Origin of the sequence: Nocardioides massiliensis (assembly GCF_030811215.1) — a bacterium.
Lineage (GTDB): Bacteria > Actinomycetota > Actinomycetes > Propionibacteriales > Nocardioidaceae > Nocardioides_A > Nocardioides_A massiliensis.
In genome coordinates, this window is record NZ_JAUSQM010000001.1 from 1,028,586 (window position 1) to 1,055,263 (window position 26,678).

Here is a 26,678-nt window from a genome sequence, read left to right on the forward strand (position 1 = left end):
ATCACCAGATCCTCACCCGCTCCTCGGGGTCGAGCCACAGCCCGTCGCCGGGCTCGGTGCCGAAGGCGGCGTGGAACTCGTCGAGGTTGCGCACGATGTTGGCGCGGAACTCCGGCGGGCTGTGCGGGTCGATGGTGAGGTACTGCCGGTCGAGTTCCTCGCGCCGCTTCGTGCGCCAGACGTAGGCCCAGTTGAGGAAGAGCCGCTGCACGCCGGTCTCACCGTCGCGCTCCGGTCCGTCCGGCAGGTGCTCCGGGGTCGACTCCAGCGAGATCCGGTAGGCCTTGAGCGCGATCGTGACGCCGCCGAGGTCGCCGATGTTTTCCCCCACGGTCAACGAGCCGTTGACCCGCTCGCCGGGCAGGTTGCGCGGCTCGAGACCGTCGTACTGCTCGATGAGCATCGCCGACCGCTCGCCGAAGCGCTCCTTGTCCTCGGGCGTCCACCAGTCGTTGAGGTTGCCCGCGCCGTCGTACTGCGCACCCTGGTCGTCGAAGCCGTGGCCGATCTCGTGGCCGATGACCGCACCGATGCCGCCGTAGTTCTCGGCCGGGTCGGCGTCGGGGTCGAAGAACGGCTTCTGCAGGATCCCGGCGGGGAAGCAGATCTCGTTGGTGCCGGGGTTGTAGTAGGCGTTGACCGTCTGCGGGAGCATGAACCACTCGTCGCGGTCGACGGGGCTGCCGATCTTGCGCAGCTCGCGGTCGGTCTCGAAGGCAGCCGACGCGCGCACGTTGGCGATCAGATCGTCGGCGCGGACCTCGAGCGCGGAGTAGTCACGGAACTTCTCCGGGTAGCCGATCTTGGGGCGGAAGGTCGCGAGCTTCTCGAACGCGCGCTGCTTGGTCTCCTCGCTCATCCAGTCCAGGTCGGTGATGGAGCGGCGGTAGGCCTCGAGCAGGTTGTCGACGAGGGCATCCATCAGCTCCTTGGACCGCGGCGGGAAGTGCCGCTCGACGTACAGCTCACCGACGGCCTCACCGAGCGCGGACTCCACGAGAGCGACGCCGCGCTTCCACCGGGCGCGCAGCTCGGGGGTGCCGGCCAGGGTGCGGCCGTAGAAGTCGAAGTTGGTCTCGACGAACTCGGTCGAGAGGTACGCCGCGGCGTTGCGCACGACCCGCGCCGTCAGCCACACCCGCAGCTCGTCCAGGGTCAGCTCGCCCAGCACGCTCTCGAGGTGCTCGAAGTACGACGGCTGGCGCACGGTGCACTCCGCCAGCGTCGTCTCGTCGCCCCCGAGCGCGGCGACCCAGCCGCGCCAGTCGAAGCTGGGGCACAGCTGCTCGACCTCGGCCAGGGTGCGCAGGTTGTAGGTCTTCTGGACGTCGCGGGTCTCGGCGCGCTCCCAGTGGCCCTGCGCCAGGCGGGTCTCCACGCGGACGACGGTCGCAGCGTCGGCAGCGGGCTCGGCGCGGCCGACGAGCTTGAACATGCGGGTCAGGTAGTCGACGTACTTCGCGCGGGTCTCGGCGAACTTCTCGTCGCGGTAGTGGCTCTCGTCGGGCAGGCTGAGCCCGCCCTGGACGAGGTTGACGATGTAGCGGTCGGAGTCCTTGGCGTCGGTGTCGATGTAGGTGCCGAACAGCCCCGAGCCGCCGGTGCGCTCGTGCCTGCCGAGGTACGCCGCGAGCTCCCGCAGGTCGCCGAGCTTCTCGACCTCCGCCAGCAGCGGCAGGATCGGCTCCGCACCCAGCTCCTCGATCCGGTCCTCGTCCATGAACGAGGCGAAGAGGTCACCGATCTTGCGGCGGACGTCGCCCTCGGAGCCTCCGTCGCCGCCTGAGCCCGCGCACTCCTCGATGATGGTGCGCACGTGCTGCTCTGCGGCGTCCGCGAGCATCACGAACGGTCCCCAGCTGGACCGGTCGGAGGGGATCTCCGTCTCGGCCAGCCACGTGCCGTTGACGTGGCCGAAGAGGTCGTCCTGGGGGCGTATGGCGAGGTCCATGCCCGGGCGGGCGTCATCGAGAATCGTCACGCTCCCGAGCCTACGGGTCACGCCAGCAGGTCGGCGTACTCCTCGTGCTTGTCGATGTAGCCCTTGACGAACTCGCACTCGGCGCGCACCCGCTTGCCCTGCTCGCGCACCTGGTCGAGCGCTCCCCGCACGAGGGAGGAGCCGACGCCGCGGCCCTCGAAGGCGTCCTCGACGACGGTGTGCGGGAAGACCAGCACGTCGTCGCCGTCGGGGTGGTACTCGGTGTAGCCCGCGACGACACCGGACTCGTCGACGGCCTCGTAGCGGGACTTCTCGGGGTTGTCCTGGACGGTGACCTCTGCGCGTTCGCTCATGAGGTGACCGTGCCCGTTCCGGCTGCTCAGCGAACGTGGACGACGAGCTTCCCGAGCGCCTTGCGGGCGTCCATGTCGAGCAGCGCCTGGCCGAAGTCCTCGAGGGCGTACGTCGCACCCACCGGCGGGTCGATGACGCCGCGCTCCATCATCGGCACCAGCTCGGCCCACTGGTCGTGCATGAAGCCGGGACGGACCATGGCGTAGGCACCCCAGCCGACGCCGCGGACGTCGGTGTTGTTGAGCAGCAGCCGGTTGACCTTGACCTGCGGGATCGCGCCCTGCGTGAACCCGACGACCAGCACCCGGCCCAGCGGGGCGAGCGAACGCAGCGAGTCGGTCATCAGGTCGCCCCCGACGACGTCCATCACGACGTCGACGCCACGGCCGTCGGTCAGCTCCTTGACCGCGTCCTTGAACCCCTCGACCAGCACGGCCTCGTCGGCACCGGCCGCCTTGGCGTACGCCGCCTTCTCCTGGGTCGAGGTGACCGCGATCGTGCGCGCGCCGTACCCCTTCGCGACCTGGATCGTCGCGGTGCCGACGCCACCGGCGGCGCCGTGGACCAGGACGGTCTCCCCGGCCTGCAGGTGGCCCCGGGTGGCCAGCGCGAACTGCGCGGTCAGATAGTTCATCGGCAGCGCCGCGCCCTGGTCGAAGCTGAGCCGGTCCGGCAGGGCGAAGACGCTGTCGGTGCCGAACGCGGCGACCTCGCTGGCTCCGCCGTACCCACCGACGGCGGCGACCCGCTGCCCGGGCTCGAGGCCGCTGCCCTCGGGCGCCGACCGGACCACGCCGGCCACGTCGACGCCGAGGGTGAACGGCGGCTCGGGCTTGAGCTGGTACTCCCCGCGCGACAGCAGCAGGTCGGGGAAACTCACGCCGACCGCGTGCACCTCTACCAGCACCTGTGGCCCGAAGGGGCCCTCCGCCTCCGGCTCGGCGACGTCGTTGACGACGATCGCTTCCGGCCCACCCAGCTCGACCACCTGCACAGCTCGCATGCGGGTGAGCCTAGGCAGTTTCACCGCCCGAGCCACGACACGCCCGCTCGTCGACCGAAACTGCCCGGCGTGTCGGGCAGTTTCGTTAGACGGGCGGTGAAACTGCCGCCCTCAGCGCGGCTCGACCACCGCGGCCATCTCGAAGTGCATGGGGTCGGTGTAGGACCAGTCGCCACCCCAGGCGAAGCCCCACTTCTTGAAGATCTGCACGACCGTGCGGTCGATCTCGCCGGGCACGCCGCGCTGGTTGCCGGCGACGTTGATGTCGAAGGCGATGCCCCAGCTGTGCAGCGACAGGCCCTGCGCGGGGTCGCGGGCGATGAAGCGCGGGTAGAAGCAGCCGGCGTACTGGTCGGGGTAGATCTTGTCGGCCAGACCGCGCTCGACGATCTCCTGCAGGGCCGCGCGCATCTGCGGGAGCATCGCCTTGTGGCAGGTGACCGTGCCGAGGATCGGGACCGTCTCGGTGCGGATGTTGGCGCTGACCCAGGCCGGGTCCACGGCGATGGTGCCGTCAGCGCGCGGGGTGTAGGTGAACGAGCCGACCGCGGCGGCGACCGACCCCCCGGTGAGGTACGCCGTCTGGGTCGCGGTGATATCGAGGTCAGGCCCGAGGATCTGGACCGACACGCTTCCCCCGAGCGCCTTGCGCAGCGCGTCGGCGACGACCTGCGGGGAGTTCGTGCCGGTGGAGAGCAGGGCGGCGTTCTCGGCCATGCCGAGCTGCCTGCCCCAGGCCGGGTTCATCACCGCGTGGACCTGCGGCACCATCGACGCCAACGCGCCGATGTGCAGGCGCGGAGCCGTGTCGGAGTTGCCGAGCGACATCCCGCCGTCGCCCTGCTGCAGCTGCTTGCCCAGCTCCGGCTCGACCGCGATCTCGCCGCCGGCGACGCGCTTCCAGATGTCGTCGAGCCGGGCGGCGTTGGGCAGCGTGTAGCGGCGGTACTTCCCCGGGTCGGCGGCCGCGACGTGGATGGTGCGCCCGTCGACCGCGACCTGGGCGAGCGCCATCGGCAGCGCGTCGGTGACGCCCTTGGTGCGGCTGATGCGGCCGCGCTCCTCCTTCGTCAGTGCGCGGTTGCTGTAGACGAGCAGGTCGGCCGACAGCAGCGAGTCCTCGAGCGGGCCCGGGTCGGCGACCTGGTGCAGCGTGAAGCCGTCGGCCTCCACCACCGCCGACTGGGTGCCGGTCGGCGTACCCCCGGCGAGCGAGGGCGCGCCGGCGGGCGTGCCCGGCGCGCCCGGTGGCATGCCGACGCCGCACGCACTGACCAGGACGGCTCCCGCGGCCACGAGCAGCGCGCGCAGCAGCCGGGGGCGCGGGGCAGGCCTCATCGGTACTCCTGGCAGGGGCGGTCGGGTCGTGCACAGGGGCCGGCGACGCGTGCGCGGCACGCTGTCGGCGGGAGTGCGGTGTGCGCGGGAGGGACGTCCACACCGCCTCCTTCACGATAACGCTCGATCGGCCGGGAAGTGACGGCGACCACTGCCGGAGTGCACACCCGTCCACCACCTCATCGGCTGCGAACCCCCAGCCATGAAGACGTTGCTCGGTGCCCTCTCCGGTCTGCTCGCCGCAGCGCTCGGGATCGCTGCCGCCGAGCTCGTTGCCGCCCTGCTGCCCGGCGTGACCTCGCCCCTGCTCGCGGTCGGGAACCGGTTCGTGGACTGGACGCCCCCGCCGCTCAAGGACTTCGCGATCGAGACCTTCGGCAGCGCCGACAAGGCCGTCCTGCTCGGCGGGATGGTCGTCACGGTCGCGGTGCTCGCGGCGCTCGCCGGTGCCCTCGGCGTACACCGGCCGCGGGTCGCGGCGGGTGCGTTCGTCGTCCTCGTCGTCGTTGCGGGTGCGGCCACGGTGGCCGACCGCGCGGCGTCGGCCGGCATTGCCGTCCGTCTGGTCCCGGTGGCCGTGATGCTGCTCGCCGGGCTGGCCGCGCTCCTGGGGCTGCTCCACCTGCTCGGCTCCCGGGTCGTGCGGCCCACGACGCGCGATGGCGCGTCCTCAGGCACACGACCGGAGGGCACGCCACCCGAGGGCAGGGACTTCGACCGGCGCCGCTTCCTGGCCGCCGCGGCCGCTGTCAGTGCAGCGGCGGCCGGCGGCGGGCTGGCGAGCCGGGCGATCGGGGGTGCCGCCGCGAGCGACCGGGCTGCGCTCGAACTCCCGGCCGCCTCCGACGGGGCCGGGCCGATTCCGCGCGGCACCGTGCTCGACGTCGACGGCATCACGCCGTACGTCACCCCCAACGCCGACTTCTACCGCGTCGACACCGCCCTGCAGGTGCCGAAGGTGCCGCTGGACACCTGGTCGCTGCGGATCCACGGGATGGTCGACTCCGACATCGAGCTGACCTTCGAGGACCTGCTCGCGATGCCGCTCGTCGAGCGCCGGGTCACGATGACCTGCGTCTCCAACCCGGTCGGCGGCGAGCTCGTCGGCACCGCGACCTGGCTCGGCGTACGCACCAAGGACCTGCTGGCGATGGCCGGCGTGCAGGCCGGCGCCGACGCGGTCAAGTCGACGAGCGCCGACGACATGACGATCGGGACCCCGCTCGAGGCGCTGACCGACGACCGTGAGGCGCTCATCGTCGTCGGCATGAACGGTGAGCCGCTCCCGCTCGACCACGGCTTCCCCGTCCGGATGATCACACCGGGGCTCTACGGCTACGTCGGGGCGACGAAGTGGCTCGTCGACCTCGAAGTCACCCGGTTCGCCGACTTCGAGGCGTACTGGACACCCCGGGGCTATGCCGAGGAAGCCCCGATCAAGCTGTCGGCGCGCATCGACGTCCCCCGCTCCTTCGCCCGCGTACGCCGGGGGCCGGTCACCGTCGCCGGGGTGGCATGGGCGCAGCCGACCGGGGTGGCCCGGGTCGAGGTGCGGGTCGACCACGGTGACTGGGAGGTCGCCGAGCTCGGCACCGCCGACACCCCGCACACCTGGCGCCAGTGGCGCCACACCTGGGACGCCGGCGAGCCGGGCGGCCACACCCTCGTCGTGCGCTGCACCGACACGGACGGCAACGTCCAGGTCGAGGAACGCGCCCCGGTGGCCCCGGACGGCTCGTCCGGCTGGCACTCCGTGCGGGTCACGGTCGAGGACTGACCCCGCCTTCGCACACTTCTCGGCATCTTGTCGAGGTTCTCTCCAAAGAATTCCGCAATCGGACCAATCCGCTGCGGACCGGGGGTCGAACCCCCCACGTCACACCGGAGCACCACACCACCCCTCCCCACCGCCTCGGCGCTCCACCTCTCGATCACCCACCGCGGGACCGGGGCACCGACGAAAGGAAGCTCGATGCGCACTCTCCGCAAGTCCACCCTGGCCGTTGCCGCCATTGCCGCCCTCTCCCTCACCGCGGCCTGCGGCTCCGACGACACCGCCGACGACAGCACCGCCTCCCCGGAGACCTCCGAGATGAGCGAGTCCCCCGAGGAGTCCGACGACTCCATGGCTTCCGACTCGATGGACCCGGCCGCCGGCCTGGTCGGCCCCGGCTGCGCCGGCTACGCCGAGCAGGTGCCGGACGGCGCCGGCTCGGTCGAGGGCATGTCGCAGGACCCGGTCGCGGTCGCCGCGTCCAACAACCCCCTGCTGACCACCCTCACCGCGGCGGTCTCGGGCCAGCTGAACCCCGAGGTCGACCTGGTCGACACCCTCAACGGCGACGAGTTCACGGTCTTCGCGCCGGTCGACGACGCGTTCGCCAAGCTGCCCCAGGAGACCGTCGAGACGCTCGGCACCCCCGAGGGCGCCGAGACGCTCAGCACGGTGCTGACCTACCACGTCGTCCCGGGCCGCATCGCTCCCGAGGACCTCGCCGGCACGACCCAGACCACCGTCCAGGGCGCCGATGTCGAGGTGACCGGCGAGGCCGACAGCCTGATGATCAACGACGCCTCGGTCATCTGCGGCGGCGTGAGCACGGCCAACGCGACCGTCTACCTCATCGACACCGTCCTGATGCCGCCCACGCAGTGAGCTGCCTCTGACCGCCTGACCCCCGAGCTCGGTTCACGCCGAGGTGGGTGAATCACGCAGCGGGCTCCGCGTCCTCCAGGCGCGGGGCCCGTTGTGATGTCGGCCCCGTGCAGCCCGGGTCAGTCGGCCAGGACCCGACTCACCAGCCAGGCGACCTGGTCGGCCGTCTCGGTCGGCGTCCCTCCCGGCTGCATCACGTGGCTGAGCACGAGCCGCACGATGCCGTCGATGCTGGCCGCGACCTGCTCCTCGGGCAACCCGAGCGCGAACCGCTCGAGGTGCTCGGCGACCACGGTCGACGCGGTGTCGATCAGACCCGCGGAGTGGCTGGTCAGCAGCGGCAGCAGGTCGTTGCCGGCGCCGTGCGAGGCCGACAGCACCGCGTGCAGCAGCGGGTTGTCCGCCGCGAGGCGCAGCACCGCGACCGTCGTACGGCGGATCGCGTCGACCACGTCGTCGCCCGAGGCCAGCTCGGCCTCGACGACGGCGAGGAACCGGCGCAGCTCGCGCATGACGAGGGCCTCGGCGAGGCCGCTCTTGGAGCCGAACTCGTTGTAGACGGTCTGCCGGCTCACCCCCGCCGAGTCGGCGAGCTTCGCCATGGTGATCGTGCTCCACCCCGGCCCGCAGGTGACCTCGGCGGCCCGGTCGAGCAGGGCATCGCGGGTCGACACGCCACGCGGCGAGGTGCTGGTCGCCGTCGCTCCCCCTGCTCCGCCATCGGCCATGCCGACCATCGTAGGGACGTGCTCGTGCGGGGAGGTACGGCGCGGTCAGCCGGTGAACGTCAGGGCGAGCACCGGGCACGACTGGACCGCGGACTGGACCAGGTCGCGGTCGCTCGCGTCGGGCTCGGGCACGAGGATGTCCACGGTCTCGTTGCCGTCGTCGTCCTCGATCACCTCGAAGTGGTCCGGCGCCATCGACTCGCACATTCCCAGGCCCTCGCAACGCTCCCGGTCGACCGTGATGCGCATCAGGCCACCGCGTCCGTGCGTCCGGCGACGTGGTCGGGGTCGAAGGCGACGAAGTCGACCTTCTCCCGCACCCCGCAGTCCGGGCAGCACCAGTCGGCGGGGATGTCCCTCCACGCCGTACCGGCCGCGAAGCCCTCGCGCTCGTCGCCGGCGGCGACCTCGTAGACGTAGTCGCAGTTGGGACAGCGCGCCGCCAGCACCTCGTCGACCTCGACCGCGGTGTCCTCGCCGACGACCTCGGTGGCGGGGGCCTCCGGCGCGGGGTAGCGGCGCAGGATCCTCGCGCGCTTGGACGGCTGGATGTTGGCGCGGGTGACGTCACCGTCGAAGTGGGCCAGCACCCGCTTGTCCATCACCCTGCGCCACAGCGGCGGGAACAGCGCCAGCACGATCATCCCGGCGTACCCGGTCGGCAAGACCGGCGACTCCTCGAAGTCACGCAGCGTCTGGTAGCGCCGGGTCGGGTTGGCGTGGTGGTCGCTGTGGCGCTGCAGGTGGTAGAGCAGCACGTTGGTCGCGATGTTGTTGGAGTTCCAGCTGTGGCTGGGGTCGACGCGCTCGTAGCGCATCCGGCCCTCGCGCCCGACCTTCTGGCGGAGCATGCCGTAGTGCTCCATGTAGTTGACGATCTCCAGCAGCGAGAAGCCGATGACCGCTTGGATGAGCAGGAACGGGATGACCTGCCAGCCCAGCACCGCGATCAGCGCGCCCCACAGCACCGCCGACATCACCCAGGCGTTGAGCACGTCGTTGCCGGGATGGAAGGGGTGCTGCTTGCGGCGGGCGTAGCGCTTCTTCTCCAGGTGCCACGCACTCTTCAGCGAGCCCCACACCGTGCGCGGCCAGAAGGCGTAGAAGCTCTCACCGAGGCGGCTGCTGGCCGGGTCCTCGGGCGTCGCGACGCGCACGTGGTGGCCGCGGTTGTGCTCGATGTAGAAGTGGCCGTAGAAGCTCTGCGCCAGCGCGATCTTCGACAGCCAGCGCTCGTGGCTCTCCTTCTTGTGGCCGAGCTCGTGGGCGGTGTTGATGCCGATGCCACCGATGCAGCCGATCGAGATCGCCAGGCCGATCTTGGAGAACCAGTCCAGGTCACCGTGGACGAAGAACCACGCTGCCGCGAGGAAGCCGGCGTACTGGATGGGCAGGAAGAGGTAGGTCACCCAGCGGTAGTAGCGGTCGTTCTCCAGCGCCTCGATCATGTCGTCGGGCGGGTTGGACCGGTCGAGTCCGGCCACCAGGTCGATGGCCGGGACGACCACGAGGATCACCACCGGCCCGATCCAGAACCACAGCCCCGAGCCGGTGAGGGCATACATCCCGAACGCGACGAAAGCCAGCGACGGCACGACCAGGCCGATCAGCCACAGGTAGCGCTTCGGGTCCCGCCAGCGCTCCGTCGATCCCTGCGGCACCGTCGAGTTCGCGATCTGTTCCCCAGCTGCCTGCGTCATGGTGACCTCCACCTCGCTCGCCGTTTACAAAACCATAGGGTTTGTAAAGCGGGTTGGCAAGGGGTCGGTGTCGAGGCCGTGCCGCCGGAGATCAGTGACCGAGCAGGTGGCCGCGCCCGTGCTCGGCCAGCTCGGCGTGCAGCGCGGCCCGGCGTTCGTCGTCGATCTCGACGTAGCGTCCGTCGCGCCACTCCCAGACCGGGTCGGGCGAACCCCAGTGCTCACGGCGCAGGGCCGGCTTGTCGACCTTGTTGGTCGCGGTGGTCGGCAGGTCGGGGGTGATGCGCACGAGCCGGGGAGCCCATTTGGTGCCGAGGTCCGGCTGGGCGGCCAGGAACCGGGCGAACGCATCGGGATCGAACGCCGGGGCCTCGGCGACCAGCTGCAGCGCCGCCATCACCTGATCGCCGGTCTGGGCGTCGGGCACGGGATAGACCGCCACGACCGCGACATCGCGGTGGCGCGCGATGATCCGCTCGATCGGCGCCGCCGCGAAGTTCTCGGAGTCCACACGCAGCCAGTCGCTCGTCCGCCCGGCGAAGTAGAAGAACCCCTCCTCGTCGCGATAGCCCAGGTCGCCGGTCCAGAAGTCGCCGTCGCGCAGCTTCTCCGCGCTGGCTGCGGGGTTGTTGTAGTAGCCCTCGAACCGCGCCGCGGCACCGCGGGACACGATCTCGCCGATCGCCTCCTCGGGGTTGAGCAGGACGCCGTGCTCGTCGAAGCGCGCGGGCGGGCAGACCTCGCCGTCCTCACCGACGATCTCCGGCACGTGCCCCACCTGGGGCTTGCCGAGCGCACCGTCGGGGGTGTCGGGACCGTTGATGATGTAGCAGGTCCCCTCCGAGGAGCCGTAGGACTCGAAGACCGTCGTGCCGAAGCGCCGCTGGAACTCCGCCCGGTCCCGCGCCGAGGCTTCCGTGCCGAAGCCGAACCGCAGTCGGTTGTCGGCCTCGTCGGCCCGCTCGGGTTGGGCGAGCACGTAGGCCAGCGAACGCCCGACGTAGTTGAAGAAGGTCGCGCCGAACCGCTGGATGTCGGGCAGGAACCCCGACGCCGAGAACCTGCGCCTCAACGCGAACGTCGCGCCGTGGGTGATGCACGGCCCCCAGGCACTCATCAGCGCGTTGCCGTGGAACAGCGGCATCGCGTTGTAGGCCACGTCGTCGGAGGTGAACTCGATCGGGTTCACCTGGCAGATGAAGGCCCACCGTCCGGTCGAGCAGACCACCGCCTTGGGCGCTCCGGTGGAGCCGGAGGTGAACAGCAGCAGCAGCGTCGTGGTGGGGTCGAGCGCTGCGGGAGAGGCCTCGGGTACGGCGCCCGCGTGCGCGGCCAGCAGGTCGGCGTACTCGGTGCGGTCGGTGCGGAGGACCCGTGCGTCGGTGTCGACGTCGTCGAGCAGGTCGACGTACGCCTCGTCGGCGAGCAGCACCGCGCAGTCGGTCGTGCGGATGTCGGCCGCGAGCTCGGCTCCGCGCCGGGTCGGGTTGATGCCGACGACGGTGGCGCCGCTCAGCGCCGCGCCGACCACGAGGAAGAGGTACTCGGGCACGTTCTCGAGCAGGACCCCGACGTGCCAGGGGCGGCCGTCCGCGGGACGGAGCCCGCGCAGCACCCCGGCGCGTCGAGCTCCCTCGGCGATCACCTCACGCCAGCTCCAGCGCTCGTCCTCGAAGAGCAGACCGGAGGTGTCGTCCTCGGCCCGGGTCAAGAAGAGCTCGGCCATCGTGGCGTGGGCGACGGTGGGCATCGTGGGTGTGGCCTGGGTCATAGTTACACGGTAGAAGGTGCGCGTCCATGTCGCCGCCCGCTCAGGAGTTCTCGCGCCGGAACGTCGCAGTGCCCCACCAGACGGCGAGCACGAAGAGCACCAGCGTCCAGCCGACGCCCCAGAACAGCATCGACCCGGCGAACTCCCCGGCGAACGACGTCCGCACCGCGTCCACCACGTGTTTGGTCGGCATGACGTCCGCGATGGTCTGGAGCCACTGCGCGCCCAGCGTCATCGGCAGCAGGATCCCCGACAGCAGCAGGACCGGCATCATGATCATGTTGATCATCGGCGCCATGACGTCCTCGCTCTTGGTCGTCAGCGCCAGCGCGTTGGAGGCCGCGGCGCAGGCACCACCGATGAGCATCGTCAGGGCGACACCGAGCACCACCCCGTGGACCGGAGCCCGCATGCCCATCGCGAAGCCGAGGGCGACGAGGATGAGGGCCTGGACCAACAGCTGCAGCTCGTCACGCATCAACCGACCGACGAGCAGCGCCGTACGGTTGGCGGGGGTCACGCGCTCGGCCTCGACGACGCCCTCGCGCCACTCGGCGATCAGGCCGAAGCCCGCGAAGAACGCGCCGAACAGTCCCAGCTGCACGAGCATGCCGGGCACGAAGAACGTGTAGGCGTTCGCGAACCCGAACTCCGCCACGAGCGGCTCGAGGAGCGGCCCGAACAACAGCAGGTAGAGCACCGGCTGGAGCACGCCGATGATCACCCAGGCGGGGTTGCGCAGGTTCATCCGCAGCTGGCGGCGGAAGACGATCACGGCGTCGCGGACGAACGACGCGACCGGGCCGCGCTCGACGACGAGCGGCGTGTCCGGCCTGGGGGTGGTGAGGGTGGTCGTCATCGGGGTGCTCCTGCGGGTGCGGCGTCGGCGGGGACGGGAGGTACGTCGTCGGGGTCCGGGTCTGCGTCGGCCTCGGCCTCGGCGTCGCGTAGGGACCGACCGGTCAGCGCGAGGAAGACGTCGTCGAGGGTGGGGCGCTGGACCTCGATGGAGGCCAGGTCGATCCCGAGCCGGTCGAGGTCGCGCAGCAGGCCGGGCACCTCGCCGCCGGCGCGCGGGACCCGGCCGCGGACGTGCTGTCCGTCGACCTGTACGGCGTCGCGTGCCCCGCCGTTGACGGCGAGCAGGGCGCCGAGCCGTTCGGCGGCGTCGCCGACGCGCGCGGGGTCGGCGATCTCGAGGTCGACCAGGTCGCCGGCCACCTGTGCCTTGAGGTTGGCCGAGGTGTCGGCGGCGACGATCCGTCCAGCGTCGATGATCACAATGCGGTCCGACAACGCATCGGCCTCGTCGAGGTAGTGCGTGGTGAGGAAGACCGTCGCACCGCGGCGCTCGCGCAGCCCGGCGATGTGGTCCCACAGGTTCGCCCGGGCCTGCGGGTCGAGTCCGGTGGTCGGCTCGTCGAGGAAGACCAGGCGGGGCTCGTGGATGAGGCCCATCGCGATGTCGAGGCGGCGCTTCTGCCCACCCGACATCGTCCGCGGCATCCGGGTCCACAGGCCCGGCAGGTCGAGCTGCTCGAAGAGCTGCTGTCCGCGCTGGGTCGCCTCGCGGCGCGACAGACCGTAGAGCATCCCGTGGTCGACGACCTCGTCACCCGCCCGCGCGGCCGAGAACGCGCCACCAGCCTGCGAGACGTAGCCGATCGAGCGCCGCACCTCGCGGGCCTCGCGCACCACGTCGTACCCCGCCACGGTGGCCTCGCCGGCGGTCGGCCGCAGCAGGGTGGTCAGCATCCGCAGCGTCGTTGTCTTGCCGGCGCCGTTGGGCCCGAGGAACCCCACGACCTCGCCGTCAGCCACGTCGAGGTCGACCCCGTCGACGGCGCGGACCTCCTTCTTGGTCTTGCCCTGCCGGGTGGTGAAGGTCTGCACCAGGCCGCGCGCGTGGATCATCGCGTTCATCCCGGCAGCGTCGACCCGCCGACCGGGCGGCGGCAAGTGCTTTTCGCCCATCCGCGGACCGCGCCGGTCCTGGTCCCACGCGCCACACCTCGTAGACGTTCTTGCGCGACACGCCGGCTGGAACGTGTACGAAGAGAAAACTTCGCTACATGTGTAGCGAATTCGCCGGTCAGTGCACAGCACCGCCGGGAGGGGACGGCGCGGCGGGCGGCTCGAGCAGGGTGCGTACGGCGATGCGGAGCGCGGTGGCCTGGTCGTCGAGGGCGACGACGTCGGTGGTGGGGACGTGGACGAAGGTCGCCGGCACGTGGGGGCGGCCGGTGCGGTGCAGGTGGTGCAGGGCGGCGTAGAAGACGTGGTTGCAGACGAAGGTGCCGGCGGTGTGGGAGACCGCGGCGGGGATGCCGGCCGCGAGCAGGGCAGCGGCGAGGTGCTTGACCGGGGCGGTGGCGAAGTAGGCAGCCGGGCCCTCGGGCTCGACCGGCTCGTCGAGGGGTTGAGCCCCCGCGTTGTCGGGGATGCGGGCATCGGCGAGGTTGACCGCGACCCGCTCGGGCGTGACGGCCTCGCGTCCCTCCGCCAGCCCGACGGCGAGGACGGCCGCCGGCCGGTGCTCGTCGAGCAGCGCGCGCAGCCGGGGCGCAGCGCCGGAGAAGGTCACCGGGAGCACGTCGGTCACCAGCCGCTCGGGCCCGTCCCACTGCTCATCCCACTGCGCAGCCAGGCGGCGTACGGCGTCCCCCGAGGGATTCGTCGCGGCGCCCCCGAACGGCGCGAACCCGGTCACCAGCACCCGCACGCCGCTCATCCCTTGCGCGCCCGGTAGGCCTGGGCCGCGATCCGGTTGCCGCAGCCGGCCTCGCAGAACTTGCGCGACCGGTTGCGCGACAGGTCGATGACGACCGCGTCGCAGTCGTCGGCGGCGCAGATCGAGAACCGGTCGAGCTCACCGGCACGCACCACGTCGACGAAGGCCATCGCGGCCTCGACCGTCAGCCGGCGGGCGAGCGGCGCGTCGGGGCGGTGGGCGTGGATGTGCCAGTCCCAGCCGTCGTGGGTGACCAGCTGGGGGAGTGCCTCGCTCTCGCGCAGCAGCACGTTGACCTCCCCGACGAACGCCGTCTCGTCGCCCGCGGCAGCCAGGTGCCACATCCGCACGAGCCGGGGGCGCAGCGCCTGCACCTCGGCCAGCTCGGCCGCGGTGTGGTCGCGCCGCCCGGTCACGTCCCACTTGGCGCAGAACGCGTCGAGGGCCTCGAGGGTGCCCAGCGCCTCCTCGTCCAGCCCGCTGTTGGCCAGGTCGACCGCACACCGCAGGGACGCCTGCGCGTCATGGGTGAAAGCCACGTTGACTCCTGACGGGTCGGAGGTCTAGCGTCATCACCGTTGTATCACTTCACTCATGACGCCGACAGAGGACACCGGACGGAGGCACCCGTGAGCACCGCACCGGACGCCGAGACCCTGCAGGCCGCCCGCCGCGCACCCGGGGGACTCCTGCTCGCCCTCATCACCGCCGCCGCCTTCGGCACCTCTGGCACCCTGGCCAAGCCGTTGCTCGAGGCCGGCTGGAGCTCCGGTGCCACCGTGGCGGCGCGCGTCGGCGTCGGCGCGCTCGTCCTGCTGGTCCCCGCCCTGCTCTCGCTGCGTGGCCGGTGGCACCTGCTGCGCAGCCACGCCGGGCTCATCGCGGTGTACGGCGTCATCCCCATCGCCGGGTGCCAGTGGGCCTACTTCAACGCGGTGCAGCGCCTCGAGGTCGGCGTCGCACTCATGCTGGAGTACCTCGGCCTGGTCCTCGTCGTCGGCTGGCTCTGGCTGCGCCACGGACGCCGCCCACGCCGGCTCACGCTGACCGGTGTCGCGCTCTCCCTGCTCGGTCTCGCGCTCATCCTCGACCTCACGAGCGCCACGGGAGTGGACCCGATCGGCGTCGGCTGGGGCCTGCTGGCCGCCGTCGGCCTGGCGGCGTACTTCATCCTCTCCGCCCGCGAGACCAACGGCCTGCCGCCGCTGGTGCTGGCGACCTTCGGCCTCGCGGTAGGCGCAATCGCCCTGCTCCTGGCCGGCGCGGTCGGCGTCCTGCCGATGACGATGAGCACCGACGACGTCGCCTTCGCCGGTCGCGCCGTGCCGTGGTGGACGGCCGTCCTCGCGCTCGCGGTCGTGGCCGCCGCTGTGGCGTACGCCGTGGGCATCGCCGCCGCGCGTGCCCTGGGCTCCAAGGTCGCCTCCTTCGTCGGCCTCACCGAGGTGCTCTTCGCCGTGCTCTTCGCCTGGCTGCTGCTCGGCGAGCTCCCGTCGTGGATCCAGCTCGTCGGCGGGGCACTGATCGTCGCCGGTGTCGTCGCGGTGAAGCTCGACGAAGCCGAGCCGCTCGCCGATGCCGGTGTGGAGCCGGATGCCACGCTGGCGGCATGAAGTCGCCGATCCCCGACTACCTCGACGAGGTCGTCCAGAGCACTGCCGACGACCGCTCCGGGCGCCTGGCCGACTACATCCCCCCTCTGGCGGCGGTCGAGCCCAACGTGGGCGCACTCGCGCTGAGCACGGTCGACGGCACGGTGTACGCCGTCGGCGACGCCGACCTCGAGTTCACGATCCAGTCGATCTCCAAGCCGTTCGTCTACGCGGTGGCGCTAGCCCAGCACGGCATCGACAAGGTCCTCGAGCGCGTCGGGGTCGAGCCCTCCGGTGAGGCCTTCCACGAGCTCTCGCTGGAGTCGGGGACCGGCCGGCCGCTCAACCCGATGATCAACGCCGGTGCCCTCACGACCCACCAGATGGTCGGCGAGCCCGGCATCACCGAGGACAAGCGCAACGCGCAGGTGCTCGACGCACTGAGCCGGTTCGCGGGCCGCGAGCTCGAGGTCGACGAGGAGATCTACGAGGCCGAGGTGTCCTCGGCGCATCGCAACCACGCGATCGCCTACATGCTCCGCAGTCACGAGAACATCACCGGCGACCCGCGCGCGGTCGTGCGCGGCTACGTGCGCCAGTGCGCCGTCCGCGTCACGGTCTGCGACCTCGCCCTCATGGCCGCGACCCTGGCCCACGGCGGCGTCCAGCCGGTGACGGGTGAGCGCGTCATCCCGCACGCCGTCGCCCGTCAGGTGCTCAGCGTCATGACGACGTGCGGGATGTACGACGCCGCCGGCGACTGGCTCTCGACCATCGGCATCCCGGCCAAGAGCGGCGTCTCGGGCGGGATCATCGGCTCACTCCCGGGGCAGGTCGGGGTCGCGACCGTGAGCCCGCGCCTGGACGACCACGGCACCTCGGTGCGCGGCGTGAAGATGTTCCGCAAGCTCTCCCACGACATGGGGATGCACCTGATGGAGGTGCCGGCGCCCGCGCGATCGATGCTCACCGGCGACGACGGCCACGCCTGGCGCTACGAGCTGCAGGGCTCGATCAACTTCGTCGGGATGGAGCGAGTGATCCGCACCATCGACGAGGACCCGCCCGAGCACAACCGGATCGTCATCGACCTCACCCGCGTCCACGAGATCCGCAAGGTCGGTCGGCGCATGCTGCACGAGGCCATCCGCCGCCTGGTGCTCGAGGGGCGCGAGGTCGAGGTGCACGACCCCGACGGTCTGCTGTCGGAGCCCGGCCCGATCGAGGTCGGGGAAGACCCCTCGACGCAGGAGCCGGTGCGGGTCGACGTCACCGGCGAGTGAGCGGTCGCGACGCTCGGAGCCGGCTCACGCGCCGCGCATCAGCTCCGCACCCATCGCCTCGATCACGGCGGCGAGCCCCTGCTGCGGGCGCACCATCACGGTGAAGTCGACGATGCGGTCCTCCGCGTCCCAGGTGATCATGTCGATCCCGTGCACCTGCTTGCCCCCGACCGTGGTCGTGAACTCCAGCACGGCGGAGTTGCCGGCGTACCACTCCCGGACATAGGTCAGCTCCGGGCCCAGCACGACCAGCGCCGCGCGCAGGTACGCCGTGGTCACCTGCTTGCCCTCCTGCGGCGTGTGCACGGCGGGGGAGCGGAACACCACGTCGGGCGCGAGCAGGGCGTCGAGCAGGGCGTACGCCGCCTCGCGGTCCTCGCGCCCCACCGCGACGAGTCGGTGCCAGGCGGTGACGACAGCGGACGGGGGTACGGCGTGCTGGTCCATCCCGGCAGCGTAGGACCCCCGCAGCCGCGGACTCGTTGTGTCACCTGTGTCACGCCTGTGTGACACGCAGTTGCACTACCCTTCGGACCATGTCCGACCGCACCACCGGAGACCGCACCACCCCCGAACCGTCCCCACGCCCCGCCCGCACGAGTGCCGCGGCTCGCCGGCGCGTCCGCGAGCAGCAGATCCTCGCGGCGACGCGGAGCCTGTTCGACTCCACCGGCGTCGGTGACGTGCAGATCGAGGACATCGCCCGTGAGGTCGGGATCAACCGGGCGATCATCTACCGGCACTTCTCCGGCAAGGACGAGCTGTTCGCCCTCACGGTCGAGGGCTACCTCGCCGAGCTGCAGGCGCGTCTCGAGGCCGCCGCTCGCTCCGACGTACCCGCTCGCGAGCGGCTCGCCGCCGTCGTCGCCGCGTTCGTCGACTACGGCCTGGAGTTCCCCGCCTTCGTCGACTGCGCGCAGGCGCTGATGCGGTTGCAGGGCAGCGAGCTCGAGGAGCAGCTCAGCGAGGCCGCGCTGTTTCGGCTCGGCCGCGGGCTCTCGGCCTGCCTGCGCTCGGTGATCACCACTCTCGACGACGGCGCCGCCAGCGGTGACTTCGACGTGGAGGACTCCACGCTGCTGGCCAACTACATGTATGCCTCGGCGCTCGGCGCGCTCCAGCTCGCCCGCATCGGGATGCTCGTGGGGGAGGCCCAGCCCGGCGTGCCGACGGTCTCGCGCATCACCGGCGACGACGTACGCCGGTTCATGACGTCCTCGGCGCTCGCGCTGGCGGGGGCACGCTGACGTCGCTCGCGGGGTCCACCAGGATCTTGGCGTGCTGCTCGGGGTCGCCGAGCACCTCGAACGCCGCGGCCACGCCGTCGAGGCCCACGGTGCCGGTCACGAGCGGGGACGGGTCGATGCGCCCGTCGGCCACGAGGTGCAGCGTGTCGCGGAACTCCGCGGGGTCGTAGGCGAAGACGAACCGGAGCTCGGCCTCCTTGTTGATCGCCATCGTCGGGCGGATCGTGTCGGGGCCCATGCAGACGCCGACCACGACGATCCGTGAGCGCATCGGCGCCGCCGCGACGACGTGGTCGATCATCCCCGGCACCCCGACGCACTCGAAGACGACCGGTCCGCGCGGTGCCTGCCCGAGTCGCTCGGCCAGCGCCATCACCTTCCACCACGGCAGGCCGGGGACGCGGCGCAGCGCCTGGGTGCTGTCGAGGGCGAAGTCGAACAACGCCGGCGCGGTCGTGAAGTGCGTACGCCGACCGCCGTACGCCTCCCACGGCGACTCCGCCGCCGGATCGACGACCACGTCGGCCCCGCACTCGGTCGCCAGCGCCCGACGGGCGGGGGAGAAGTCGCTGGCGACGACGGTGCGCACGCCCTGCGCCTTGAGCATGAGGATGACCGCCAGCCCGATCGGGCCGCAGCCGATCACGATCGCGACGTCGCGCTTGCCCACCTCCCCCCGGCGTACGGCGTGGCGAGCCACCGCGAGTGGTTCGGTCAGTGCGGCCAGGGTGGGGGAGACGTTGTCGGGGACCGGGAGGGTGAGCGCCTCGCTGACCAGGACGCGTTCGGCGTACCCGCCCGGGGCCTTGGTCGTCAGCCCGGTCAGCTGCACGCCCTCGGCGGTGCGCAACATCGGCAGCGCGACGACGGGCGTGCCGAGCGGCCACTTGCGCCGCGTGCCGGGGCCGTACTCGAGGATCGTGCCGGTGAACTCGTGGCCCATCACGACGTGCTGGTCGCTGCGCATGAGGTGCGGGTAGCCCAGCTGCGCGACCCCGTCGGCCACCTCGTCGGCGTGGTGGCGCGCGTGCAGGTCGGAGCCGCAGATCCCGGCCCGGGTCACCTCGAGCAGGATCTGGCCCTTGTCCGGACGCGGCTCCGAGACGTCGACGACGCTGAGCTCTCCACGGTGGCAGCTGACGGCACGCATGGGTTTCTCCTATGTCAAGCGGCTGTGGCGAGTCCAGCCGCCACGTCGCTCGAGGGGTTGTTCTTCAGGGTCTGGAAGACGACTCGGGCGAGTCGTCTCTTGAGGCAACGCAGTGCCTCGGTCTTGGAGTCTCCGGCGGCCAGCCGCTTGTCGTAGTAGGCGCGGCCGAGGCCACCGAGACGTATCTGGGTGACGGCGATGCGGTGGAGTGCCGCGTTGAGCTGTCGGTTGCCGGACTTGTTGTGGCGGACCCTGCCTCTGGTGCGTCCGGACCAGACAGGGATCGGGGCGACACCGGCGTGCATGGCGTACTTGGCGTCGCTGGCGAACCGGTCGATCCCGGCGGTCTCCCCGAGGATCTTGGCCGCGGTCAGCGCTGCACAGCCGGGCAGTTGGACCAGTTCGGGCGCCCGGGTCTTCACCAAGGCTGTGATCTCGCGTTCCAGGTCATCGATGACCGGGGTGACCCGGTCGATGTCGGCGAGAATGTCGCGGGCCAGCCGGGCGTCGATCCCCGCCTGGCCAGCCAGCCATGCGGCCAACTGCCGACGGGTCTTGGCCCGCTTCAGCGCCTTCGACGCAGGATTGCCGGCAGGGTCGCCGGGGGCGATGCGGTGCAGGTGCCAACGCAGCCGGTTCATCATCCGGGTCCGCTCACCGACCAGGTCCTCACGCCGATCCACCAGCAGCTTCAGCTCCCGCGACTCCTCGTCGTGGCTGGCGATCGGCAGGTCGGGCTCGCGCAGTGCGGCACGGGCGACCGCGAGCGCGTCGATCGGGTCCGACTTACCCCGGGTGCGGGCGGTGCGGCGCTGCTCGGCCATCAACTTCGCAGGCACCCGCACCACCTGCTCGCCGGCCTCCAACAAATCCAGCTCGAGTCGTGCCGAGAGGTGACGGCAGTCCTCGATCGCCCACGTCAACTCGTTCCCGAACCGCTCCCGGGCCCAGCAGATCGCCTTGTCGTGCCCTTTGCTCACGGCCTTGACGGTGAGCTCCCCGACCTTGCGGCCGCCCTCGTCGACCGCGACGAACGTGTGCGTCCGCTTGTGCACATCCGAACCAACAACAACCATGGTGGTTGCCTCCTTCTCACTGCGAGTGACAGGACGGTTGGGCCGGTCGGCGGACACATCTCAGTGGGGGCGATGCCACGCTCCTATCAAGTCACGCCGGCCGGCTCCTTCACACCCGGTGCCGGCAAAACCCATGCACGCCAGACACGACGTCGGCAGGCAACCTATGAGCCAGACACCGGATGCTCAGGATCCAACCAGCCGCAGGTAGCGGCGGCCATCACCCTGACACTGAGGTCAACCTAGGGGCTCGTCGCTCCCGTCGGATCCAGATAGCCGAGACACAGCGCGGTCACCTCGTCGAGGAACTCGTCGCGTGACAGCGCGGGGGCGTCGAGGACGAAACGCACGCTGAGGTTCTCGACCGCCATCACCAGGACCCAGGCGATCCGGGCCGCGCTGCGCTCGGGTCCCAGCGCGCCGGGGCGGGCGGCGAGGTAGGCGGTGACCAGGTCGATGACGCGGCGCTCGAAGGAGACCAGTCGTGGGCGGTGCTGGCTGGGTGGCAGCTCCTCCATCACCACCCGCAGCAGCTCCGGGCTGGTCTCGAGCGCCTCCAGCAACGCGTCCGCGACGGCACGCACCATCGCCGGACCCTCCTCGCCGAGCCGGGCGGCCAGGCCGGTGGTCGCGCGCTCCTCCACCTCGTCGGACCAGCGGGCGATGATCGCCGCGATGATCGCGCCCTTGTCGGAGAAGTACTGGTAGAGCGAGCCCGGGCTGACCCCCGCCTCCTGCGCGACGCGGTTGGTCGTGAACCCCTCGTAGCCATCACGGTGCAGCACCTGCCGCCCGGCCTCGACCAGCCGGGCGACCATCAGTCGCGAGCGCTCCTGCTGCGGGACCTTGCGCACGGGGGCGGGGGACGGGGTGGGGGCTGCTGCACGCGTGGGCCGCGAGGGAGAGGAGGGCACGACGCGAATTGTATGCGAGTGATTGCTCGCGTCAGACTGGTCGCATGACCACTCCCTCCACGGTCACCGCGACCGCCCCCGCGACCACCCCGTCAGCCGACCCCACTGCCTCCCCCGAGGCGGCGACGCCGGGAGCCCCCTCCAGCCCCCCGGCCCGCTTCCGCGCCGGCGAGGAGCGTGCTGCCCGGATCGGCCGCACGCTGCGGGTGGTCGCGGGGGTTCGCGAGCTCGACGAGGGGCTGATGACCCGGATCGGCCAGGGCTTCGGCGAGCGCGACGAGCTCGGCGCGCGGCTCGCGGACGCGATGAAGTTGCGAGCCGGGGAGCCCGGCCGGGTCTCCATGGCCGACTTCCGCACCGCGCTGGCCGGGGGAGTAGCGGCGGTCGAGGACCCCGCCCCCGCCCTCGTGGACTTCTTCGCCGCCGTCGAGGCGACCCCCGACTGGGTCGACTGGGACCTGCTCGCGCAGGGGCAGCGGGCCTACCACCGCTTCGGGCAGAATGCCGCCGACGTGCTGCTGCAGCTCTCCCTCATCGGTGGCTACCGCTTCGGCGGACCGGCCGACCTGCTCGTCGCCACCGGGGGCCTCACCGGCCAGACCACCAAGCGCCGGCTCGCCGAGACCCAGACCTGGACCACCTCGCTGTCGATCCCGGGCGGGCTCGAGCCGTACGCCGAGGCGTGGCGGCTCACCGTCCACGTGCGCGCGATGCACGCTCTGGTCAACGCCTCCTTCGAGCGCTCCGAGCGCTGGGACTCAGCGCAGTGGGGCCTGCCGGTCAACCAGACCGACCAGGCCGCGACCCTCGGGCTCTTCGACGCGGTCGTGCTCATCGGCGTACGCGGCCTCGGGGTCCCGGTCTCCAAGGCCGACTCGCGTGCGGTCATGCACCTGTGGAAGTACGTCGGTTGGCTGCTCGGCGTCGACGAGGAGTGGCTGGTCGACTCCGAGCGGGAGCGGCACCGAATCAACTACCACGTGCTGCGCGCGCAGGCCGACGTCACGCCGGCGGGCGCAGAGCTCAGCCGCTCCATCATCGAGGTGCTGCGCGGGCTCCCGCACGGACGGTTCAAGGTCGAGCGCACGCTGAGCATGCTGACGGTCTTCCTCGGCCGCGAGTCGATGCGCGACCTCGGTCTGCCGATCCGCCCGCCGTGGGCGATGGCCTACGTCGTGCCGCTCAACGTGTGGCGCTACCAGGTCCTCGGGCGCACGCCATGGGGCACGCAGCGCCTCGACCGCTGGGGTCACGCCGTGGTCGAGCGAGTCATGCGCGACTACTCCGACGACGGCCGGAGGCACGGTGTGGGGGAGCTGCCCACCTGACGCCAGGTCTGTCGGGGCGTTCAGAACTCCCGCGCCGACAGCACGCAGAACTCGTTGCCCTCCGGGTCGCGGAGCACGGTCCGGGTGACGTCGTGGCCCTGCCCCACGTCGGCGTACGACGCCCCGCGCTCCACCAGCCCGGCGATGAGCGCGTCCCGGTCGTCGGCGAGGTGGCAGGCGAGGTCGAGGTGCAGGCGGTTGAGGCCGGCCTTGTCCTCGGGGACCGGCACGAAGACCAGCCCCTGCGGCATCTCCGCCCACGGCACGCGCCGCAGGTCCTCGACGTCGAGGTGGGCCGGCACGACGACGCACTCGTCGTCGGCCTCGTGGACGATCTGCCAACCGAGCGTCTCGGCCCACCAGTGCGCCAGCGCACGCGGGTCACGACAGTTGATGACGGTGGAGTACCAACGCAGTCCCATGGGTCTTTCCTACGGGGCGATCCGGACCGGATCGGTCCGCGGCGTGGGGCCGTCGGAGTGGCGCGCCGGCAGCCGCACCCGGACCGTCGTCCCGCGACCGACCTCGGAGTCCACCTCGATCCGTCCCCCGTGCCGCTCGACGATCGTGCGGGTGATCGGCAGTCCGAGGCCCGTGCCCGGGATCTCGTTGTGCTGCGACAGCGTCGAGCGGAAGAACCGCTCGAACAGTTGCTCCAGCTCGTCGGCCGGGATCCCGATGCCGGTGTCGGTGACCTCGAGGACCGCGTGTGCGCCGTCGTCCGCGAGCCGCACCGTCACGCGTCCGCCGTCGGGGGTGAACTTCACCGCGTTGCTGAGCAGGTTGAGGACCACGCGCTCCAGTTGCTCGCGGTCGCCGCGGTAGGGCATCGGGGTCGGCGGGAGGTCCACGGAGACGTCCAGGTCCCGGCGCTCGTACGCGACCCCGACCAGGGCCATCGCTGCACTCACGACCTCCACGAGGTCGAGCTCGCGGTCGGCCAGGCCGACCCCACTCTCCTGGATGCGCGACAGGGTCAGGAGGTCGGCGATCAGCGACAACAGGCGGTTGCTGTTGCGGGCGATCCGGCGTACGGCGTCGGTCTGGTCCTTGGTGAGGTCGCCATAGGCGCCCTCCGCCAGCAACTCGGTGTAGCCGAGGATGCTGGTGATCGGCGTCCGCAGCTCGTGGCTGACGTTGGAGACGAACGTGTCCTTGGCCTGGTCGACCTCGCGGAGCCGCTCGCTCGCGGCCCGCTCGGCCTCGAGGGCCTCCCGCAGCCGCTCCTCGGTCTCGATGCGTTCGGTGATGTCCTCGGCCGTGGTGACGTAGCCGATCTCGACGCCCCGGTCATCGCGCACCGGGCTGACGACCAGCAGGTGCTGGCGGATCGCGCCGTCGCGGCGGCGGATGCGCAGGACGCGGGGACCGGCGGTCAGCGCCGCCGGGTCGTCCTCGCGCTCCACCTCCCGGTCGGAGCGGAGGTGGGAGGAGAGCACCGACACCGGCCCACCCAGCACCTCGGCGGCGCGATAGCCGTAGAGCCGCTCGGCACCGGGGTTGAACAGCGTGATGTTGAGGTCGAGGTCGGTGCCGATGATCGCCACGCCGGAGGTCCCATGGACGATGCGCTCGACCCGGTCGCGCTCGGCGGCGAGCTGGCGCTGCTGCTCCGCTTGCTCCCCGACGCTGACGACGAGCGTCAGGACCACCAGGGCGCACGTCCCGACGAAGACCGCGAGGAGGATTCCCCGCGAGTCAGGACCGAAGCGCCCGAATCCAGGACCGGTGAGCGGACCGATCCCCGCCGTCGTCAGGGTCACGGCGACGCCGGCGACCACCACGAGCTGGGCGAACGCCTGGTACGCGTGGCTGCGCAATGCGCCCCACATGAGCGTCGGCAGGATGAGGATCAGCGTCACCGAAGCCGCATGGTTGAAGAAGAGGAACGGGGCGAGCACGACGATGTTGACCCACTGAGCGGCCAGCTCCCCCCGACCCGCTGCGGGAGTCCGCGTGCCCAGCCGCGCGAGCAGGGGCAGGAGCACCAGCTGCGAGGCCAGCCCGGCGGTCGCGGCGGCGAGGGCCAGACGCCGTGGCTCTCCCCACCCCGTCACGGCGCTCGTCAGTGCCGCGCAGATCGCCATGACGGCGGCGCCCGCGACGACCGCCGTCAACAGCCGACTCAGGTCACCGTTGGTGAGCAGGCTCGGGATCACCCGTCGCTCTCCCCGGCACCACACCCGCCACGTCACCGCGGCCTGGAGCGCGAGACCGACGCCGAGTCCCGCCGCGGCCCCTGCCGGTCGGTCCACCCACAGGGTGGCGAAGCCGATGAGGCCCACCAGCACGGTCAGCAGCGGCCAGGCCGGCCGGCCGGTGAAGATGAAGGCGGCGGTCGCTCCGACGATCGGCCAGATGCCGATCGCGGTGCCCGCACTGGGGGTAGAGACGACCGCGACCACGCCGAAGACCGACGTCAGCCCGAGCAGGCCGAACAGGCGAGCCGCGTCCGACTCCGGCATCCGCATGGTTGGTCCCTCCCGAGCGCCAGGATCGGCCTTCGTACGGCGCCTGCGCAGCATCTTGGACCAATTTGTCCGCCGTCGCTGGCTGCTCACCCCTCGGCGGTGCGGCTCACGGCGGTGCGGCTCGGGGTGACTCAGTCCGCGGAGGTCGGACCGGCGACGACGCTGCAGGCCGGCGCGGCCGCAGGATCGAGGCGCTCGAGCACCTTGGTGGTGATCGAGGCGAGCGCAGCGAGCTCGTCGGCGGTGAGGTGGTCGAAGATCAGCTCCCGCACGAGTCGCGCGTGGCCCGGCGCCGCCTCCCGGATCGCCGTACGCCCGGTGTCGGAGAGGACGACGAACGCACCCCGGCCATCGGAGCTGCATTCCTCACGGCCGATGAGGCCACGGCGTTCCATGCGTTTGATGTGGTGCGAGACCCGGCTACGGTCCCAGTCGAGGGCGCGCGCGAGGTCGGTGACCCGGAGCCGCTCCTCGGGGGTGTCGGTGAGATGGACCAGCACCTCGAAGTCCGGCAGTGACAGCCCGGAGTCGCCCTGGAGCTGACGGTGCAGTGCGGCGGGCAGCTGCGCGTTGAGTGCCAGCCAGGCACGCCACACGGACAACTGCTCCTCGGTCAGCCACGGGGTCTCGGTCATGAAACCAGTGTAGCGGAATAGTTGACACGTCACGCATGTTCCGGCAGTATGTACGTGATGCGTCACCAAACCGGTGGTGCTTCCCCGACTTCCACACCACACTGACTCAAGGAGATCCCTGATGACGAAGACCCTCACCGACCTGACCGGCACCTACACCCTCGACGCCGGCCACAGCCGCCTCGGGTTCGTCGCCCGCCACGCGATGGTGACCAAGGTCCGCGGCGCGTTCAACGAGTTCGACGGCACCGCCACCATCGACGGCGACGACCTGTCGAAGTCCTCGGTCAACGTGACCATCCAGTCCGCGAGCATCGACACCCGCAACGAGCAGCGCGACGGCCACCTGCGCAGCAACGACTTCCTGTCGCCGGAGGAGTACCCGACCATCACGTTCGTGTCGACCGGCGTGACGAAGACGGGCGACGCCAGCGTCGAGATCACCGGCGACCTCACCGTCCGCGGCGTCACCAAGTCCGTCACGATCCCCTTCGACTACGAGGGCGCGGCTGTCGACCCGTTCGGCAACGAGCGCGTCGGCTTCGAGGGCAGCGTCGTCATCAGCCGCAAGGAGTTCGGCGTCGAGTGGAACGCCCCGCTCGAGGCCGGCGGCGTCCTGGTCAGCGACAAGGTCACCCTGGAGTTCGAGATCTCGGCCATCAAGAACGCCTGAGCCAGCTCCCCGCGAACGCCCCGTCGATCCGTCGGCGGGGCGTTCGGCTGTTTCGAGGCAACTGGCTCCGCACCCCGCCACGCACG

At 71.3% G+C, this 26,678-nt stretch carries 26 protein-coding genes; 7 read left to right on the plus strand and 19 right to left on the minus strand.

What is annotated here, in order from left to right:
* Nucleotide 1: 1 nt before the first annotated feature.
* The 4 genes from J2S59_RS05235 to J2S59_RS05250 all read right to left on the minus strand — a co-directional run bounded on the left by J2S59_RS05235 (nucleotide 2) and on the right by J2S59_RS05250 (nucleotide 4,637).
* Nucleotides 2-1,981, minus strand: a complete 1,980-nt coding sequence (locus tag J2S59_RS05235; RefSeq protein WP_068120976.1) for a M13 family metallopeptidase — start codon at nucleotides 1,979-1,981, stop codon at nucleotides 2-4.
* A 17-nt stretch (nucleotides 1,982-1,998) separates the two neighbouring features.
* On the minus strand, nucleotides 1,999-2,295 hold the full coding sequence (locus tag J2S59_RS05240; RefSeq protein ID WP_068120979.1) for a GNAT family N-acetyltransferase: 297 nt from the start codon (nucleotides 2,293-2,295) through the stop codon (nucleotides 1,999-2,001).
* 26 nt (nucleotides 2,296-2,321) lie between these two features.
* Nucleotides 2,322-3,299, minus strand: coding sequence for an NADPH:quinone oxidoreductase family protein (locus tag J2S59_RS05245; RefSeq protein WP_306824891.1), 978 nt, complete (start codon nucleotides 3,297-3,299; stop codon nucleotides 2,322-2,324).
* 111 nt (nucleotides 3,300-3,410) lie between these two features.
* The gene (locus tag J2S59_RS05250; protein ID WP_068121464.1) at nucleotides 3,411-4,637 is read right to left on the minus strand and encodes a M15 family metallopeptidase; all 1,227 of its coding nucleotides are present in this window, start codon (nucleotides 4,635-4,637) and stop codon (nucleotides 3,411-3,413) included.
* Between the two features lie 202 nt (nucleotides 4,638-4,839).
* Between J2S59_RS05250 and J2S59_RS05255 the strand changes: the two genes are divergently transcribed.
* Entirely contained in the window at nucleotides 4,840-6,414 is a 1,575-nt protein-coding gene (locus J2S59_RS05255; protein ID WP_306824892.1) for a molybdopterin-dependent oxidoreductase, read from the plus strand.
* Between the two features lie 195 nt (nucleotides 6,415-6,609).
* Entirely contained in the window at nucleotides 6,610-7,293 is a 684-nt protein-coding gene (locus J2S59_RS05260) for a fasciclin domain-containing protein (protein WP_068122150.1), read from the plus strand.
* 119 nt (nucleotides 7,294-7,412) lie between these two features.
* Here the strand turns inward: J2S59_RS05260 and J2S59_RS05265 are convergent, their stop codons facing one another.
* The 8 genes from J2S59_RS05265 to J2S59_RS05305 form a co-directional block, all read right to left on the minus strand.
* The gene (locus J2S59_RS05265) at nucleotides 7,413-8,021 is read right to left on the minus strand and encodes a TetR/AcrR family transcriptional regulator (protein WP_181642152.1); all 609 of its coding nucleotides are present in this window, start codon (nucleotides 8,019-8,021) and stop codon (nucleotides 7,413-7,415) included.
* 45 nt (nucleotides 8,022-8,066) lie between these two features.
* Nucleotides 8,067-8,270 (minus strand): ferredoxin, encoded by a 204-nt coding sequence (locus J2S59_RS05270; RefSeq protein ID WP_181642151.1) that lies wholly within the window; start codon nucleotides 8,268-8,270, stop codon nucleotides 8,067-8,069.
* Complete coding sequence (locus J2S59_RS05280; protein ID WP_370871472.1) at nucleotides 8,270-9,721, minus strand: fatty acid desaturase; 1,452 nt, start codon at nucleotides 9,719-9,721, stop codon at nucleotides 8,270-8,272. The genes J2S59_RS05270 and J2S59_RS05280 overlap by 1 nt, the downstream gene beginning before the upstream one ends.
* Nucleotides 9,722-9,812: 91 nt before the next feature.
* Nucleotides 9,813-11,492, minus strand: coding sequence for an AMP-binding protein (locus J2S59_RS05285; protein ID WP_220138276.1), 1,680 nt, complete (start codon nucleotides 11,490-11,492; stop codon nucleotides 9,813-9,815).
* 40 nt (nucleotides 11,493-11,532) lie between these two features.
* A complete protein-coding gene (locus J2S59_RS05290; RefSeq protein WP_181641473.1) occupies nucleotides 11,533-12,351 on the minus strand; it encodes an ABC transporter permease in 819 nt (272 codons plus the stop codon).
* Nucleotides 12,348-13,415, minus strand: coding sequence for an ATP-binding cassette domain-containing protein (locus J2S59_RS05295; RefSeq protein ID WP_442417832.1), 1,068 nt, complete (start codon nucleotides 13,413-13,415; stop codon nucleotides 12,348-12,350). The genes J2S59_RS05290 and J2S59_RS05295 overlap by 4 nt, the downstream gene beginning before the upstream one ends.
* Before the next feature lie 169 nt (nucleotides 13,416-13,584).
* Nucleotides 13,585-14,214, minus strand: coding sequence for a pyroglutamyl-peptidase I (gene pcp / locus J2S59_RS05300; RefSeq protein ID WP_220138275.1), 630 nt, complete (start codon nucleotides 14,212-14,214; stop codon nucleotides 13,585-13,587).
* A gap of 5 nt (nucleotides 14,215-14,219) precedes the next feature.
* Nucleotides 14,220-14,762 (minus strand): CGNR zinc finger domain-containing protein, encoded by a 543-nt coding sequence (locus J2S59_RS05305; protein ID WP_068116784.1) that lies wholly within the window; start codon nucleotides 14,760-14,762, stop codon nucleotides 14,220-14,222.
* A 90-nt stretch (nucleotides 14,763-14,852) separates the two neighbouring features.
* On the opposite strand from J2S59_RS05305, the gene J2S59_RS05310 reads away from it, so the two are divergent.
* Both J2S59_RS05310 and J2S59_RS05315 read left to right on the plus strand, forming a co-directional pair.
* Nucleotides 14,853-15,836 (plus strand): EamA family transporter, encoded by a 984-nt coding sequence (locus J2S59_RS05310; protein ID WP_246360075.1) that lies wholly within the window; start codon nucleotides 14,853-14,855, stop codon nucleotides 15,834-15,836.
* Nucleotides 15,833-17,098, plus strand: coding sequence for a glutaminase (locus J2S59_RS05315; RefSeq protein ID WP_068116783.1), 1,266 nt, complete (start codon nucleotides 15,833-15,835; stop codon nucleotides 17,096-17,098). The genes J2S59_RS05310 and J2S59_RS05315 overlap by 4 nt, the downstream gene beginning before the upstream one ends.
* A gap of 24 nt (nucleotides 17,099-17,122) precedes the next feature.
* Here the strand turns inward: J2S59_RS05315 and J2S59_RS05320 are convergent, their stop codons facing one another.
* On the minus strand, nucleotides 17,123-17,545 hold the full coding sequence (locus J2S59_RS05320) for a nuclear transport factor 2 family protein (RefSeq protein WP_068116781.1): 423 nt from the start codon (nucleotides 17,543-17,545) through the stop codon (nucleotides 17,123-17,125).
* A gap of 89 nt (nucleotides 17,546-17,634) precedes the next feature.
* Here J2S59_RS05320 and J2S59_RS05325 point away from each other — a divergent pair, with 89 nt between their 5' ends.
* On the plus strand, nucleotides 17,635-18,345 hold the full coding sequence (locus J2S59_RS05325) for a TetR/AcrR family transcriptional regulator (protein WP_068116779.1): 711 nt from the start codon (nucleotides 17,635-17,637) through the stop codon (nucleotides 18,343-18,345).
* Here J2S59_RS05325 and J2S59_RS05330 read toward each other — a convergent pair.
* The 3 genes from J2S59_RS05330 to J2S59_RS05340 form a co-directional block, all read right to left on the minus strand.
* A complete protein-coding gene (locus tag J2S59_RS05330) occupies nucleotides 18,305-19,495 on the minus strand; it encodes a zinc-binding dehydrogenase (protein WP_068116777.1) in 1,191 nt (396 codons plus the stop codon). The genes J2S59_RS05325 and J2S59_RS05330 overlap by 41 nt on opposite strands.
* A 14-nt stretch (nucleotides 19,496-19,509) precedes the next feature.
* Nucleotides 19,510-20,571: an IS110 family RNA-guided transposase gene (locus tag J2S59_RS05335; RefSeq protein ID WP_306824893.1), complete on the minus strand. Its 1,062-nt coding sequence runs from the start codon at nucleotides 20,569-20,571 to the stop codon at nucleotides 19,510-19,512.
* 242 nt (nucleotides 20,572-20,813) lie between these two features.
* The gene (locus J2S59_RS05340; protein WP_246360495.1) at nucleotides 20,814-21,485 is read right to left on the minus strand and encodes a TetR/AcrR family transcriptional regulator; all 672 of its coding nucleotides are present in this window, start codon (nucleotides 21,483-21,485) and stop codon (nucleotides 20,814-20,816) included.
* Nucleotides 21,486-21,529: 44 nt separating this feature from the next.
* Between J2S59_RS05340 and J2S59_RS05345 the strand changes: the two genes are divergently transcribed.
* Nucleotides 21,530-22,813, plus strand: coding sequence for an oxygenase MpaB family protein (locus J2S59_RS05345; RefSeq protein ID WP_068122992.1), 1,284 nt, complete (start codon nucleotides 21,530-21,532; stop codon nucleotides 22,811-22,813).
* A 20-nt stretch (nucleotides 22,814-22,833) separates the two neighbouring features.
* Here the strand turns inward: J2S59_RS05345 and J2S59_RS05350 are convergent, their stop codons facing one another.
* The 3 genes from J2S59_RS05350 to J2S59_RS05360 all read right to left on the minus strand — a co-directional run bounded on the left by J2S59_RS05350 (nucleotide 22,834) and on the right by J2S59_RS05360 (nucleotide 25,919).
* Nucleotides 22,834-23,235 (minus strand): VOC family protein, encoded by a 402-nt coding sequence (locus J2S59_RS05350; protein WP_068122989.1) that lies wholly within the window; start codon nucleotides 23,233-23,235, stop codon nucleotides 22,834-22,836.
* 9 nt (nucleotides 23,236-23,244) lie between these two features.
* Nucleotides 23,245-25,284 carry a sensor histidine kinase gene (locus tag J2S59_RS05355; protein WP_306824894.1) on the minus strand — a complete coding sequence of 680 codons (2,040 nt, stop codon included), beginning with the start codon at nucleotides 25,282-25,284 and terminating at the stop codon, nucleotides 23,245-23,247.
* A gap of 131 nt (nucleotides 25,285-25,415) precedes the next feature.
* Nucleotides 25,416-25,919: a MarR family winged helix-turn-helix transcriptional regulator gene (locus tag J2S59_RS05360; protein ID WP_068125067.1), complete on the minus strand. Its 504-nt coding sequence runs from the start codon at nucleotides 25,917-25,919 to the stop codon at nucleotides 25,416-25,418.
* 121 nt (nucleotides 25,920-26,040) lie between these two features.
* Here J2S59_RS05360 and J2S59_RS05365 point away from each other — a divergent pair, with 121 nt between their 5' ends.
* Nucleotides 26,041-26,592, plus strand: coding sequence for a YceI family protein (locus tag J2S59_RS05365; RefSeq protein ID WP_068125064.1), 552 nt, complete (start codon nucleotides 26,041-26,043; stop codon nucleotides 26,590-26,592).
* Nucleotides 26,593-26,678 lie beyond the last annotated feature (86 nt).